Annotated in this window: 12 protein-coding genes; 4 read left to right on the top strand and 8 right to left on the bottom strand. The window is 73.3% G+C overall.

The window, feature by feature from the left end:
• Nucleotides 1-85: 85 nt before the first annotated feature.
• From ACSUPT_RS20815 to ACSUPT_RS20805, 3 genes are all read right to left on the bottom strand, one after another.
• On the bottom strand, nt 86-2977 hold the full coding sequence (locus ACSUPT_RS20815; protein ID WP_436945248.1) for an ATP-binding protein: 2892 nt from the start codon (nt 2975-2977) through the stop codon (nt 86-88).
• 585 nt (nt 2978-3562) lie between these two features.
• Nucleotides 3563-3886, bottom strand: a complete 324-nt coding sequence (locus tag ACSUPT_RS20810) for an STAS domain-containing protein (protein ID WP_351965765.1) — start codon at nt 3884-3886, stop codon at nt 3563-3565.
• Nucleotides 3887-4031: 145 nt separating this feature from the next.
• Nucleotides 4032-4880 carry a 3-hydroxyacyl-CoA dehydrogenase family protein gene (locus ACSUPT_RS20805; protein ID WP_351965766.1) on the bottom strand — a complete coding sequence of 283 codons (849 nt, stop codon included), beginning with the start codon at nt 4878-4880 and terminating at the stop codon, nt 4032-4034.
• Between the two features lie 203 nt (nt 4881-5083).
• Here ACSUPT_RS20805 and ACSUPT_RS20800 point away from each other — a divergent pair, with 203 nt between their 5' ends.
• Nucleotides 5084-5656 carry a cob(I)yrinic acid a,c-diamide adenosyltransferase gene (locus tag ACSUPT_RS20800; RefSeq protein ID WP_361664708.1) on the top strand — a complete coding sequence of 191 codons (573 nt, stop codon included), beginning with the start codon at nt 5084-5086 and terminating at the stop codon, nt 5654-5656.
• A gap of 69 nt (nt 5657-5725) precedes the next feature.
• Here ACSUPT_RS20800 and ACSUPT_RS20795 read toward each other — a convergent pair whose 3' ends face one another.
• A complete protein-coding gene (locus ACSUPT_RS20795) occupies nt 5726-6307 on the bottom strand; it encodes a hypothetical protein (RefSeq protein ID WP_436945245.1) in 582 nt (193 codons plus the stop codon).
• Nucleotides 6308-6441: 134 nt separating this feature from the next.
• Here ACSUPT_RS20795 and ACSUPT_RS20790 point away from each other — a divergent pair, with 134 nt between their 5' ends.
• From ACSUPT_RS20790 to ACSUPT_RS20780, 3 genes are all read left to right on the top strand, one after another.
• Nucleotides 6442-7665 (top strand): sensor histidine kinase, encoded by a 1224-nt coding sequence (locus tag ACSUPT_RS20790; RefSeq protein ID WP_399216798.1) that lies wholly within the window; start codon nt 6442-6444, stop codon nt 7663-7665.
• Entirely contained in the window at nt 7662-8390 is a 729-nt protein-coding gene (locus ACSUPT_RS20785) for a response regulator (protein ID WP_436945244.1), read from the top strand. The genes ACSUPT_RS20790 and ACSUPT_RS20785 overlap by 4 nt, the downstream gene beginning before the upstream one ends.
• 219 nt (nt 8391-8609) lie before the next feature.
• Entirely contained in the window at nt 8610-10385 is a 1776-nt protein-coding gene (locus ACSUPT_RS20780; protein ID WP_399217100.1) for a glycosyl hydrolase family 18 protein, read from the top strand.
• A gap of 365 nt (nt 10386-10750) precedes the next feature.
• Here ACSUPT_RS20780 and ACSUPT_RS20775 read toward each other — a convergent pair whose 3' ends face one another.
• The 4 genes from ACSUPT_RS20775 to ACSUPT_RS20760 form a co-directional block, all read right to left on the bottom strand.
• A complete protein-coding gene (locus tag ACSUPT_RS20775; RefSeq protein ID WP_351965772.1) occupies nt 10751-11197 on the bottom strand; it encodes a DUF2550 domain-containing protein in 447 nt (148 codons plus the stop codon).
• A 158-nt stretch (nt 11198-11355) separates the two neighbouring features.
• Nucleotides 11356-11730 (bottom strand): F0F1 ATP synthase subunit epsilon, encoded by a 375-nt coding sequence (locus ACSUPT_RS20770; RefSeq protein WP_351965773.1) that lies wholly within the window; start codon nt 11728-11730, stop codon nt 11356-11358.
• A gap of 214 nt (nt 11731-11944) precedes the next feature.
• Nucleotides 11945-13387 (bottom strand): F0F1 ATP synthase subunit beta, encoded by a 1443-nt coding sequence (gene atpD / locus ACSUPT_RS20765; protein WP_351965774.1) that lies wholly within the window; start codon nt 13385-13387, stop codon nt 11945-11947.
• Nucleotides 13387-14304, bottom strand: a complete 918-nt coding sequence (locus ACSUPT_RS20760; RefSeq protein ID WP_351965775.1) for a F0F1 ATP synthase subunit gamma — start codon at nt 14302-14304, stop codon at nt 13387-13389. Before ACSUPT_RS20760 ends, atpD begins: the two co-directional genes overlap by 1 nt.
• Between the last annotated feature and the right edge of the window lie 20 nt (nt 14305-14324).

The raw sequence follows: 14324 nt of genomic DNA, 5'->3' as shown, positions 1-14324 counted from the left end.
CACGGCCCCGGGCGGAGCGTTCCGCCCGGGGCCGTCGCGCTGTGCGGGGCCGTCGTGCTGTGCGCGGCCGTGGCGCCGCGCCGGGTCAGGCGGCGGTGCCGCTCTGCGGGGCCGGTCCGGAGGGCGCGACGGGCCCGCTGGCGCTGGCCGACGTCCCGGCGGCGTCCCCGGTCCCGCCCGTGGTCGGGGTCTCCGTGGGCGGCGTGGTGGAGGGGGACGGCGAGTCCGACGGGCTGGGGCTGCTCGTCGTGGAGCCGGTCGGGTCGGGCGTGGTGGTCGAGCCGCCGCCGGACGACCCCGAGGTGCTCGTCGAACCGCCGGACGACGTGGTGGAGCCGCCCGTGCCGGTGCTGCCGCCCGTGTCGGTACCGCCGCCGCCTCCGCCCGTCGTCGTCGTGCCGGACGTGGTGTCGTCCCCGTCGGACGTCGAGGGGTCGGCGGCCGGATCGTCGGACGGCTCGTCGGGAGTGGAGCCGGTCGTGCCCGGCTGCTGGGAGGAACCGGGCCGGTCGCCCGTCGGCTCGGTGCCGGTTTCGCCCGTGCCGCCGCCGGACGTGCCGCTGCCGTTCTCCTCGTCGGGGGTCTCGTCGTCGAAGCCGCCCCCGCCGGTGGTGCCCGCGTCCGGCGAGCGGTCGGTGACGACCGTGCCGTCGGCCGGACCCGTGTCCCCGTCTCCCGAGGTGGCGCCGATGGTGACGACCGTGCCGAGCACGGCCGCGAGGAGGGCGCCCGCCCCGGCCGCGACGAGGTTGCGCCGGGCACCGCTCAGCAGCAGCCCCCGCATCCCCTTGCGCGCGGGCGGCTCCTCCTGTGCCTGCGCGTACTTGCCGCCGCCCGCGCCCGAGGCGCCGTACGCCCGGTCGAAGTCCGCCCCGGCGGAGCCGTGGCCGGAGGCGGAAGCGGAGCCGTGCCCGGAAGCGGAACGGCCGGCGGAACCGGCTCCCGCACCACCGTGGCCCGCGGCGACCGCCCCGAAGGCCGCGCCCGCGCCGGTCGCGGAGCCCGTACGGCCCGCGGCCCCGGCGGTGGAGCCGTACGCCCGGGTGCCCGCGTCGCCGTCCGTGCCCGGGCCGGTCGCGCCCGTGGCGGCGGCCCCGATGCCCGTACCGGCGCCCGGCCCCGCGCCGATCCCGGTACCCGCGCCGATTCCGGTACCGGAGACGCCCGTACGGCCCGGGCCGCCGGGGCCGCCGAGGGCTCCACCCGGTCCGGCCGCGGCGGGCGGCGGGCTCGCGCGCAGGCTGCCCGGCAGCGGCGTGGCCGGCTCGTCGTACGCCGCGGCGCCGCGCTCCCGGTCGGCGACGAGCGCGAGGGCGCGCCGCCCCGCGACGGTGCCGCGCTTGTCGGCGAGGGCGCCGCGCATCGCTATGGACGCCTCCAGCTCGGCGCGCGCCCGGTCGAGGTTGCCCTTGCACAGCGCGAGGACGCCCAGCTCGTGGTGGAAGTACGCCTCTTCGGCCACCTCGCCGGCGAGCCGCGCGGCGGCCTGGCCGGAGCGCAGCGCCCGCTCCCAGGCGCCCCAGTGCAGCGCGGCCGCGAGGGCGGGCGCGGCACTGCGCGCGAGCAGCACGGCGGCGCTGGCGTGCCCGGCCTCCTGGCTGGACGCGAGGGCGTGGAGCGCGGCGAGCACGGCGTCGGCCTCGGCGGCGACCCGCTCGGGCGCGACGGACGGGTGGCCCGCCCACCAGGCGTAGTGCTGGGCGGCGGTGTGGGCGCGGCCCAGGGCGCCGTCGTCGTAGCCGTGCTGGACCAGCTGCTCGATGACGCCGGACGCCAGCCGGTGGCGGGGCCCGACGGGGGTGAGCAGCCCGCAGCGGACGAGCTCGCCGAGCGCCGCGTCGGCGTGGGTGTCGCCGACGAGGGCCGGCAGGTGCGCCTGGTGCGGGACCTCGCCGCCGAGGGCGACGGCGAAGCGGAGCGTGTCGCGGGCGGCCTCGGAGAGCCGGGAGGCGAGGAGCGCGGCGGGCGCGGCGGCCTCGCCGAGGCTCGGGAGGGGCGTGTCGCGGACGTCGGCGAAGACGTCGTCGTCCGGGTCGGCGCCGTCGGCCGCCGGGGCGGGGGCGCGCAGGATGTCGCGCTGCCGCAGCAGGGCGCCCGCCTGGACGAAGCGCAGGGGCAGGCCCTCGGACTCGAACCAGAGGTCCCCGGCCCAGTTGGCCTCGTCGTCGGTGAGGGGCCGGTCGACGGCGTGCTCGAGGAGTTCGAGGGTGGTGGACCGGTCGAGGCCGGTGAGGGCCACCTCGTCCACGGACGCGTCCGGGGAGGGCGGGGGCGTGGCCGGGGTCGCGGCGAGGAGGAAGGCGCACTCGGGCGCCGCGTCGAGCAGCTCGTCCAGGGCCGCCCCGCCGAACTCCAGGTCGTCCACGACGACGACGGCGCCGATCTCGCGGACATGGGCGAGCAGTCCGGCGCGGTCGGGGCGGTGGCCCGGCGCGTCGTGGACGGCGGCGAACATCTCGTACAGGACCTCGCCGGCCGTGCGGCGGTGGCCCGAGACGCGGATGACCCCGTCGGGCGCCAGGTCGGCGCAGTCGGCGGCGACCGCGTCGAGCAGCCGGGTGCGGCCGGAGCCGGCGGGCCCGGTGAGACGGACCGAGCGGCCGCGTGAGAGGAGCCGGACGAGGCGTTCGCGCTCCTCGGCGCGCTGGAGCAGCGGCGGGTGCGGCGCGGCGGGCCCGGTCGGTACGGGCGGGGCGGCGGCGCGGTCGCGTTCGGCGCGCTGCGCGGGGGTGCGGCGGGCGGGGGGCGCGGGCCGGCGGCCGGGCGGGCAGGGCTCGATCTCGCTGCCGTCGACCGGGTTGACGGTGAGGAGGAAGTCGCCGGCGACGAGCTGGGCGGTGCGGGCGGGGGCGGGGGCCTTGCCGGCGCCGACCGGTGCGGGCAGGTCGTCGCGGGAGGCGCGGGAGCGGCCGGCGTCGCCGGTGCGGCGCGCGGCGTCGTCGCCGTCGTGGCCGGGGTCGTCCGGCTGCGGGTTCATCGGGTCCATGGTGAAAGCCCCCCAAAAGCGTGGTGCGGCGAAGCCCCTCCCGGCCGATCTGCACGCGCGTGTCGCTTCTGGTCCGGTGCCCGCCGTGTGGGTCCGTCGATGGGCAGACGTCCAAGACCCTAGACGCTCGCGGAGTGGGGGGAAACAGCCGGGGTACCGGCCGCCCCAGACGTCACGGTCTTGTGAGTATGGGCGGCTGGAACGGCCTGGGGTGTTTTGCCACCGCATGTACGGCCCGCCCGCGCCGCCCGCCCACAAGGCCCCCACGAATCACCCGCGGGACGCCCTCACGAGCTCCCCGTACGACGCCCGCCCGGCACCGGCCCGGAACCGCGCACGGCGCACACCGGGGCCCGCGCACGGCGCACAGCGGGGCCCGCGTACGGCACCTGCGCGGTGGCGGGCACGGGGCCCACGGGCCGCGCCGGACAAGAGGAACGGGCCGGCGGGCGCCTATGGGACGCCCGCCGGCCCGGTCCGCCGGAGCACCGGCCCGCCGAGGCACCGGTCCGCGAAGCACCTGCTCGCCATGGGCACCGCCGCGGCCGCCGCCCGGAGGGGGCGGCCGGATACGGCTCAGACGCGGGGCAGCGAGTCCGCGGCGAGGCCGCCCTCGATGGCGAGGATGCGGTGGAGCCGCGTGGCCACGAGGAGGCGCTGCATCTGGGGCGGCACGCCGCGCAGGACGAGACGGCGGCCGCAGCGTCCCGCGCGGCGGTGGGCGCCCATGATGACCCCGAGCCCGGTGGCGTCCCAGGAGTCGAGGCCGGTCAGGTCGAGCACCAGGTCGCCGGCTCCGTCGTCGACCGCCGAGTGCAGGATCGTACGGGCGTCCGCCGCGCTGCGGACGTCGAGGCGGCCCCCGACGACCAGCTCGGTGTGGTCGCCCCTGATGTGCATATGCGCTCCCCGGGAGTGCTGTTCGTGTTCCGTCACGTCTTTCTGTTGCAACAAGTGACTGCCGTATCACCTGAGCAGTTGCGCGTTGTAAGCGAACCGATACCAAATTCACCCCGGAGGGTGAAGCCGGTTTGGTGTGGAGGGGTCAGTGCTTGTAGAAGCCCTGCCCGCTCTTGCGGCCGATGTCACCGGCGTCCACCATCCGGCGCATCAGCTCCGGCGGGGCGAACTTCTCGTCCTGCGTCTCGGTGTAGATGTTGCCGGTGGCGTGGAGCAGGATGTCGACGCCCGTCAGGTCGGCGGTGGCGAGGGGGCCCATCGCGTGGCCGAAGCCCAGCTTGCAGGCGATGTCGATGTCCTCGGCGGAGGCGACGCCCGACTCGTAGAGCTTGGCCGCCTCGACGATGAGGGCGGAGATGAGCCGGGTGGTGACGAAGCCGGCGACGTCGCGGTTGACGACGATGCAGGTCTTGCCGACCGACTCGGCGAACTCGCGGGCGGTGGCGAGGGTTTCGTCGCTCGTCTTGTAGCCGCGGACCAGCTCGCACAGCTGCATCATCGGGACGGGCGAGAAGAAGTGGGTGCCGACGACGCGCTCGGGGCGCTCGGTGACCGCCGCGATCTTGGTGATCGGGATGGCGGAGGTGTTGGACGCGAGGACCGCGTCGTCCCGGACGAGCTTGTCCAGGGCGCGGAAGATCTCGTGCTTGACCTCGAGCTTCTCGAAGACGGCCTCGACGACGATGTCCGCGTCGGCGACGGCGTCCAGGTCGGTGGTCGTGGTGATGCGGGCCAGCGCGGCCTCGGCGTCGGCGGCGTCGAGCTTGCCCTTGGAGACGAACTTGTCGTACGACGCCTTGATGCCGTCCGTACCGCGGGTGAGGGCGGCGTCCGTGACGTCGCGCAGCACGACGTCCCATCCCGCCTGGGCCGAGACCTGCGCGATGCCCGACCCCATGAGTCCGGCGCCGATGACGGCGAGCTTCCTGGCCACGTTCATTCCCCTTCACACGCGTCCGCTTTTCGGTTCTCCGGCGGGAGGTTACTGCCCGGGAGGGTTCCTGTGGCGGTGAAGAGATGCGCGTCACGTCTCAGATGACGGACATCACATCGGAACGCCGCGTGCGGTGAGCCCGGCGCCATGTCCGGGGAGGGCGGGGGCCTTCCGGCGGGGCCGTACCTCACTAGGCTGGCCGTATGGTCAATCTGACGCGCATCTACACCCGCACCGGCGACAAGGGCACCACGGCGCTCGGCGACATGAGCCGCACCGCCAAGACGGACCTCCGGATCGCGGCGTACGCCGACGCCAACGAGGCGAACGCGGTGATCGGGACCGCCATCGCCCTGGGCGAGCTGCCGGAGGAGGTCGTGAAGGTGCTCGTACGGGTGCAGAACGACCTGTTCGACGTCGGCGCGGACCTGGCGACGCCCGTCGTGGAGAACCCGGAGTACCCGCCGCTGCGGGTGGAGCAGTCGTACGTGGACAAGCTGGAGGCCGACTGCGACCGGTTCCTGGAGGGCCTGGAGAAGCTGCGCTCCTTCATCCTGCCGGGCGGCACGCCGGGCGCGGCGCTGCTGCACCAGGCGTGCACGGTGGTCCGCCGGGCGGAGCGCTCGACCTGGGCGGCGCTGGAGGTGCACGGCGAGACGATGAACGCCCTGACGGCCACCTACCTCAACCGCCTCTCGGACCTGCTGTTCATCCTGGCGCGGGTGGCCAACAAGGAGGTCGGCGACGTCCTGTGGGTGCCCGGCGGCGAACGCTGAGCCACCGGGTCCCGGACGCCGGGCGGGCACTGGGCGCCTCAGTGCCCGCCCTCGCGGCGCAGGGCGAGCTCAGGCGTCCGTGCCGAGCGGGGTGCGCTCGTCCTTGGCGGCGGGCTCCTTCGGGGGCTTCTTGGGCCAGATCGCGTACGACGCGGCGATCACGCCGTGGATGGCCACCGCCCGCCACGCCCCGGTCATCCAGCTCTCCAGCGACCCGGTCCGGCTCGGGTCGCCCACGTACCAGATCGCGAGCTGGAGCAGGACCGTGGCGACGGCGCCGCCGAGGAGGGTGCCGAGCCACAGCCGGCCCTCGTGGCGGGCGCGGGCCTTGCCGTAGCGGGGCGGCCCGGCCGGGCGGGGCGCCCCGGCGAAGCGGTGCGCGGCGTGCCCGTCCAGCCATTTCACGGTCCGGTGCCCGTGGCCGACGGTGTAGCCGATGTACAGGGCCGCCAGTCCGTGGGTCCAGTCCGGTTCGGCGCCGCCGCGCAGGTCGACGGCGGTCGCGACGAGCAGGACGACCTCCAGCAGCGGTTCGCACAGCAGCATCGCCGCGCCGGTGCGGGGCATCTTCAGCAGGTACCGGGTGGCGAGTCCCGCCGCCAGCAGCACCCAGAAGCCGACTTCGCAGATCACGATCAAGGTGACGACCATGCCCTCAAGCCTGCCGCCGCGCGGCGCGGGCGGCGTCGTCGCGGATGACGAATCCGCACTGCATCCTTCGATGTAGTCGACGCTCCGCCCGGGCGGGGAGGCGTCGGGGCCGCGGAGGCGTGTTGGATGGGAACGTGACATTCCCCCGCCCGCATCGCAGCGATGTCTTCCTCGCCTCGACCGGCCTCGCCGGCGGCCTGGTGCTGTGGTCGCTCGGTGTCTTCAACCAGGGTGCGAAACACGCCGTTCTCGACGCGACCTGGCTGGTGCTGCTGCCGCTCGCGGTGATGACGGCGCTGGAGTTCCTGCGCCGCACCATGCCGCGCACGGTGCTGCTGATCGGGACGGTCGCGGTCGTCGCGGACCAGTTCACGCGGGGCAGTCTGGCGACGCTGCTGATGTTCACGGACCTCGTGTACGCGGCGGTCGTGTACGGCCCCCCGGCCTCCGCGCGGCGCATCCCGGTCGTCACGGGCTCGATCACGGTCGTCGTCGCGATCGCCACGCTGGCCTGGTACCGGGAGCCGTGGGCGCTGCTGCTGGGCATCATGACCGGCATGGTGTCGTTCGTCCCGGCCACCACCGGGGCGGTCGTGCGCAACCACCGGCAGGCCGCGGAGGCCGCGCGGCTGCGGGCCGAGCAGACGGCGCTGCTGGCCGAGATGGACCGCCGCGAGGCGGTGGTGGCCGAGCGTTCCCGGATGGCGCGGGAACTGCACGACATGGTGGCGGGCAACCTCTCCGCGATCGCCATCCACTCGACGGCCGCGCTCTCCCTGGACGATCCGGACACCAGCCGCGAGGCGCTCGGGGTGATCCGGGAGAACAGCGTGGAGGGCCTGGCCGAGATGCGGCGGCTGATCGCGCTGCTCCGGGACGGCGGCACCGACGAGCCGGCGCCCGCGCCCACCCTGGCCGGGCTGGCCTCCCTCGTACGGCAGGCGGCGGCGAGCGGCGCGGCGAGCGGGCTGACGTTCAGGCTGACCGCCCCGCCCCCGGACGGGGAGCTCCCGGCGCCGGTGGAGCTGGCGGCGTACCGCATCGTGCAGGAGTCGCTGACGAACGCGCTGAAGCACGCCGACGCGGGTGAGGTGACCGTCGTCGTCGACCGGGCCGAGCACGCGCTGACCGTCACCGTGACGAGCCCGTTCGACCGCGAGGCGGCGGGCCCGCGGGCACCGGGGGCGGGGGCCGGCCTCGTGGGGATGCGGGAGCGGGTGGCGCTGCTGGGCGGCGAGTTCGCGGCGGGCCCGTACGACGGGGACGCGGGCCCGGGCGGCGACGGGGCGGGGCGTACGGCATGGCGGGTACGGGCGGTGCTGCCCGTGGCGGAGGACGACAAGGAGCCGGAGACATGAGCGCCGGAGACATGGGCGGGCGGGACACCGGGGCGCGGACGGCCGGACGGCCCGTACGGGTCCTGGTCGCGGAGGACCAGAAGGCCGTGCGCGCCGGGCTGGTGCTCATCCTGCGCAGCGCGCCGGACATCGAGGTCGTCGGCGAGGCGGGCGACGGCGAGGCGGCGGTGCGGATGGCCCGCGAGCTGCGGCCCGACCTGGTGCTGATGGACGTTCAGATGCCGTTGCTGGACGGGGTGGAGGCGACGCGGCGGGTGGTGGCCGAGGGCCTCGCGGACGTGTTGGTGCTGACCACCTTCGACCTGGACGAGTACGTCTTCGGGGCGCTGCGCGCGGGCGCCGCCGGGTTCCTGTTGAAGAACGCGGAGGCGCGGGACCTGATCGAGGGCGTGCGGACGGTGGCGCGCGGCGAGGGCCTGATCGCGCCGGCGGTGACCCGGCGCCTCATCGCGGAGTTCGCGGCGCCCCGGCCGGGCCGGGCCGTGGAGCCGGGCGGCGGACCGAAGCCCGCGCACGCGCCGGACCCGAGCGTGCTGGAACCGCTCACGCGCAGGGAGCGCGAGGTCCTGTCGTGCCTCGGCGAGGGCCTGTCGAACGCGGAGGTCGCCCTGCGGCTGGACATGGCGGAGGCGACGGTGAAGACGCACGTCAGCAGGCTTCTGGGCAAGCTCGGGCTGCGCAGCCGGGTACAGGCGGCGGTGCTGGCCCGGGAGTTGGGCGTCTGACCCGACAACAGCCCACAGTGGTCTGGACCTATTGACGATTGGTCCAGACCTTCCTACGCTCACGGCGCGCACCATTCACGGACACACGGACCCCCACCATGTCCGTCCGCACCTTGAGGAGCACCGTTGAGCACGAGCACTCAAGCACCACCGCGCAGAGGAAGTCTCCTGGCCAGAGCCACGGCCGGAGCCACCGCCCTGCTGCTCCCGCTGGCCGCCATGGTCGGCCTCGCGACCCCCGCCCAGGCAGCCGCCTCGGCCACCGCCACCTACACCAAGGTCTCCGACTGGGGTGGCGGCTTCGAGGGCAAGTGGACGGTGAAGAACACCGGCACCACCGCCCTCTCCTCCTGGACCGTCGAGTGGGACTTCCCCGCCGGCACGTCCGTCGGCTCCGCCTGGGACGCCACCGTCACCAACAGCGGCAACCACTGGATCGCCAAGAACCTCTCCTGGAACGGCACCCTCGCCCCCGGGGCGTCCGTCTCCTTCGGGTTCAACGGCACCGGCAGCGGCTCGCCCACCGGCTGCAAGCTGAACGGCGAGTCCTGTGACGGCGGTCCGGGCCAGCCCGGCGACAACCCGCCGTCCGCCCCCGGCACCCCGACCGCCTCGGACATCACCGACACCTCGGTGAAGCTGAGCTGGACCGCGGCCACCGACGACAAGGGCGTCAAGAACTACGACGTCCTGCGCGGCGGCGCCAAGGTCGCCACCGTCACCGGCACGACGTACACGGACACCGGCCTGACCGCCGGCACCGACTACTCGTACAGCGTCCAGGCCCGTGACACGGCCGACCAGACCGGCCCGGCCAGCGGCTCCGTCGCGGTCCGCACCACCGGTGGCGACGGCGGCCCCGGCCCGGGCCCCGGCCCGTCGTCCACCGTCAAGATGGGCTACTTCACCAACTGGGGCGTCTACGGCCGCAACTACCACGTCAAGAACCTGGTGACGTCGGGCACGGTCAACAAGATCACCCACATCAACTACGCGTTCGGCAACGTCCAGAACGGCAAGTGCACCATCGGTGACGCCTACGCGGACTACGACAAGGCCTACACCGCCGACCAGTCCGTCGACGGCAAGGCCGACACCTGGGACCAGCCGCTGCGCGGCAACTTCAACCAGCTGCGCAAGCTGAAGGCCCAGTACCCGCACATCAAGGTGCTGTGGTCGTTCGGCGGCTGGACCTGGTCCGGCGGCTTCGGCCAGGCCGTGCAGAACCCGGCGGCCTTCGCCCAGTCCTGCTACGACCTGGTGGAGGACCCGCGCTGGGCCGACGTCTTCGACGGCATCGACCTGGACTGGGAGTACCCGAACGCCTGCGGCCTGACCTGCGACACCAGCGGCCCGGCCGCGTTCACCAAGATGATGCAGGCCATGCGCGCCAAGTTCGGCGCGAACAACCTGGTCACCGCGGCGATCACCGCGGACGCCTCGGCCGGCGGCAAGATCGACGCCGCCGAGTACGGCCCGGCCTCGCAGTACATCGACTGGTACAACGTGATGACGTACGACTTCTTCGGCGCCTGGGCGGCGAAGGGCCCGACGGCCCCGCACTCACCGCTGACCACCTACCCGGGCATCCCGCAGTCCGGCTTCACCTCCGCCGAGGCGATCGCCAAGCTGAAGGCGAAGGGCGTGCCCGCCAAGAAGCTGCTGCTGGGCATCGGCTTCTACGGGCGCGGCTGGACCGGCGTCACCCAGAAGGAGCCGGGCGGCACCGCCACGGGCCCGGCGGCCGGCACGTACGAGCAGGGCATCGAGGACTACAAGGTCCTCAAGAACACCTGCCCGGCGAACGGCACCGTGGCCGGCACCGCGTACGCCCACTGCGGCACCAACTGGTGGAGCTACGACACCCCGGCGACGGTCCAGTCCAAGATGGCCTGGGCCAAGGGCCAGGGCCTGGGCGGCGCCTTCTACTGGGAGTTCAGCGGCGACACGGCCAACGGTGAGCTGGCCACGGCCGTCCACTCCGGCCTCGGATAACCACCCCGCACCACCCCGCGAGAAATGATCGAGCCGCACCGGCTGTCCGGTGCGGCTCGATCCATTGCCGGCTCCGGTACGGCCGCAGGGGCGGCCCGGCGGTACGGCCTCGGGCCGGTACAGAGGCGGGGCGGTGCGGGCGGGCCGGCGGCATGGAGACGGGGGCCCGGGACTACGCCGGGCGGCGGCACGGACGCGGATGCCACGCAGGACGGCGGCCCGGACGCCCGCGGGTACGCCACATTCACCCTCCCCCAGACTTCGTCCGGGGGGACCCCCATGCAACGGGCAAGGAAGAACTACGCCACATTCACCCTCCCCCAGACTTCGTCCGGGGGGACCCCCATGCAACGGGCAAGGAAGAACTACGCCACATTCACCCGTTGGCCGGGGGGCGCCGCCTCCAGCCAGGCGAGGAAACCGGTCAGCGCGTCCTCGCTCATCGCGAGCTCCAGACGCGTCCCCGCGTGCAGACACGCCAGGACGACGGAGTCCGACAGCAGCGCCAGCTCCTCCTCGCCCTCCGGCATCCGGCGGTCGAGCACCTCGATCGAGGAGCGCTCCAGGACGCGGCGCGGCCGGGGCGCGTAGGAGAAGACCCGGAACCAGCCGATCTGGTCACCGCTGTACCGGGCCACCCCGTACACCCAGCCCTTGCCGGAGGTGTCGCCCTCCTCGGGGACGTTCCAGCGCAGACTGCAGTCGAAGGTGCCGCCGGACCGCTGGATCAGCCGCCGGCGCAGGCCGAAGACGAAGAGCCCGATCACCACCAGTGCGACGACCAGTGCGCTCACCAGCAGAGCGAGGAACATCTCCACCGACCTCCTCGCCTCGTCCTGTAACCGAATACGACCTGCATCTGCATCGCCTCAGCCGCGGCCCGGTCTGGAGAATCCAGGCCGAGCCGCGGCTGAGGGGCCGGGCCGCCCCGTGAGGGGCACCCGGCGAGGTTGATCAGCGACGGTGGGGACTAGGCCGCCGTCGCCGCGCGCAGCCGGACCTCGGCGCGCCGCTCCGCAGCGGCGTCCGACTCCGCCTTCGCACGCTCCAGCGCACGCTCGGCGCGCTGGGTGTCGATCTCGTCCGCAAGCTCGACGATCTCCGCGAGCAGCGACAGCTTGTTGTCCGCGAAGGAGAGGAAACCGCCGTGCACAGCGGCGACGACCGTGCCCCCCTCGCTCGTACGGATGGTCACCGGGCCCGACTCCAGCACACCGAGCAGCGGCTGGTGGCCGGGCATGACGCCGATGTCGCCGGAGGTGGTGCGCGCGATGACCATGGTGGCCTCGCCGGACCAGACACTCCGGTCCGCGGCGACCAGCTCGACGTGCAGCTCAGCGGCCAAGGGTGGCTCCTCGGGTCACCACCCGGCGGTCTTGCCGGGTGTTGGGTCATAAGTCTAGTAGGGCCGTCGGCGCCGGAGCGCCGAGGACCCGCACCGGCCGCGGGGCCGGGGGCCGGCCGCCGGGGCGGCCGGGGTCCGGGGCACGGGGGCCCCGGGAGGGGGGTGCAGCGTGAGGGGGCGGGACGCGCCCGCCCCCTCACACGTCACGCGAGCCTCAGGAGACGCCGAGTTCCTTGGCGTTCTTCTTGAGGTCCTCGAGACCACCGCACATGAAGAAGGCCTGCTCCGGGAAGTGGTCGAACTCGCCGTCGCAGATCGCGTTGAACGCGGCGATCGACTCGTCGAGCGGAACGTCCGAACCGTCCACGCCGGTGAACTGCTTCGCCGCGTGGGTGTTCTGGGACAGGAAGCGCTCGACGCGACGGGCGCGGTGGACGACCAGCTTGTCCTCTTCGCCCAGCTCGTCGATACCGAGGATAGCGATGATGTCCTGGAGGTCCTTGTACTTCTGCAGGATGCCCTTGACGCGCATGGCGGCGTCGTAGTGGTCCTGCGCGATGTAGCGCGGGTCCAGGATCCGGGACGTGGAGTCCAGCGGGTCCACGGCCGGGTAGATGCCCTTCTCGGAGATCGGACGGGAGAGAACCGTCGTCGCGTCGAGGTGGGCGAAGGTGGTGGCCGGGGCCGGGTCGGTCAGGTCGTCGGCGGGGACGTAGATCGCCTGCATGGAGGTGATCGAGTGACCGCGGGTCGACGTGATGCGCTCCTGGAGGAGACCCATCTCGTCGGCCAGGTTCGGCTGGTAACCCACCGCGGACGGCATGCGGCCGAGCAGGGTGGACACCTCGGAACCGGCCTGGGTGAACCGGAAGATGTTGTCGATGAAGAAGAGCACGTCCTGCTTCTGGACGTCGCGGAAGTACTCCGCCATCGTCAGACCGGCCAGGGCGACGCGCAGACGGGTGCCCGGGGGCTCGTCCATCTGGCCGAAGACCAGGGCGGTCTTGTCCAGAACGCCGGACTCCTCCATCTCCTGGATGAGGTCGTTGCCCTCACGGGTGCGCTCACCGACGCCCGCGAAGACGGAGACGCCCTCGTGGAGGTTGGCGACACGCATGATCATTTCCTGGATCAGCACGGTCTTGCCGACGCCGGCGCCACCGAACAGACCGATCTTTCCACCCTTGACGTACGGGGTGAGAAGGTCGACGACCTTCAGGCCGGTCTCGAACATCTCGGTCTTCGACTCGAGCTGGTCGAAGGCCGGGGCCTGGCGGTGGATCGGCCAGCGCTCGGTGACCTCGGCGTTCGCCTCGGGCACGTTCAGCACCTCACCGAGGGTGTTGAACACCTTGCCCTTGGTGAAGTCGCCGACCGGGACGGTGATGCCCTTGCCCGTGTCGGTCACCGGGGCCTGGCGGACCAGACCGTCGGTGGGCTGCATGGAGATGGCGCGGATGATGCCGTCGCCGAGGTGCTGCGCGACCTCGAGCGTCAGCGTCTTGCGCTTGCCCTCCTCGGCCGGGTCGTCGACCTCGACCGTCAGCGCGTTGTAGATCTCCGGCATCGCGTCGACGGGGAACTCCACGTCGACGACCGGGCCGATGACCCGGGCGACGCGGCCCGTGGCGGCGGCCGTCTCAACAGTGGTCGTCATTACTTGTCACTCCCCGCGGTCGCGTCGGCCAGGGCGCTGGCGCCACCGACGATCTCGCTGATTTCCTGGGTGATTTCGGCCTGGCGGGCCGCGTTGGCAAGGCGCGAGAGCGTGTTGATCAGCTCTCCCGCGTTGTCGGTCGCCGACTTCATCGCCCGGCGGCGGGCCGCGTGCTCGGAAGCGGCGGACTGCAGCAGGGCGTTGTAGATGCGGCTCTCGACGTAGCGCGGCAGGAGGGCGTCGAGGACGTCCTCCGCCGACGGCTCGAAGTCGAACAGGGGAAGGATCTCGCCCTTCGTCCCCTCCTCGTCCCCGGCCTTGGCGAGGCTGAGCGGCAGCATCCGGTTGTCCACCGGCGTCTGCGTCATCATCGACACGAACTCCGTGAAGACGATGTGCAGCTCGTCCACACCACCGTCCGCGGTGTCCTGCTGGACGGCCGCGATCAGCGGGGCGGCCACCTGCTTGGCGTCCGCGTAGGACGGGTTGTCGGAGAAGCCGGTCCAGGAGTCCGCGACCTTGCGCTCGCGGAACCCGTAGTAGGCGACACCCTTGCGGCCGACGATGTAGGTGTCGACCTCCTTGCCCTCGCCCCGCAGCCGCTCGGCGAGCCGGTCGGCCTGCTTGATGGCGTTGGCGGAGTAGCCGCCGGCCAGACCGCGGTCGCTCGTGATGAGCAGGACCGCGGCACGGGTCGGGGACTTCGCCTCCGTGGTGAGGGGGTGGTCGGTGTTCGACCCGGTCGCCACCGCCGTGACCGCGCGGGTGAGCTCGGTCGCGTACGGCGTGGAGGCCGCCACCTTGCGCTGCGCCTTGACGATGCGCGAGGCGGAGATCATCTCCATCGCCTTGGTGATCTTCTTCGTCGCGGTGATCGACCGGATGCGACGCTTATAGACCCGGAGCTGCGCTCCCATGGATCAGGTCCCTTCCGTCG

It is taken from the genome of Streptomyces sp. SudanB25_2051 (assembly GCF_964272635.1).
GTDB lineage: Bacteria > Actinomycetota > Actinomycetes > Streptomycetales > Streptomycetaceae > Streptomyces.
Note: the sequence above shows the minus strand (reverse complement) of the source record. Positions and strands in the feature narration are given on the sequence as shown.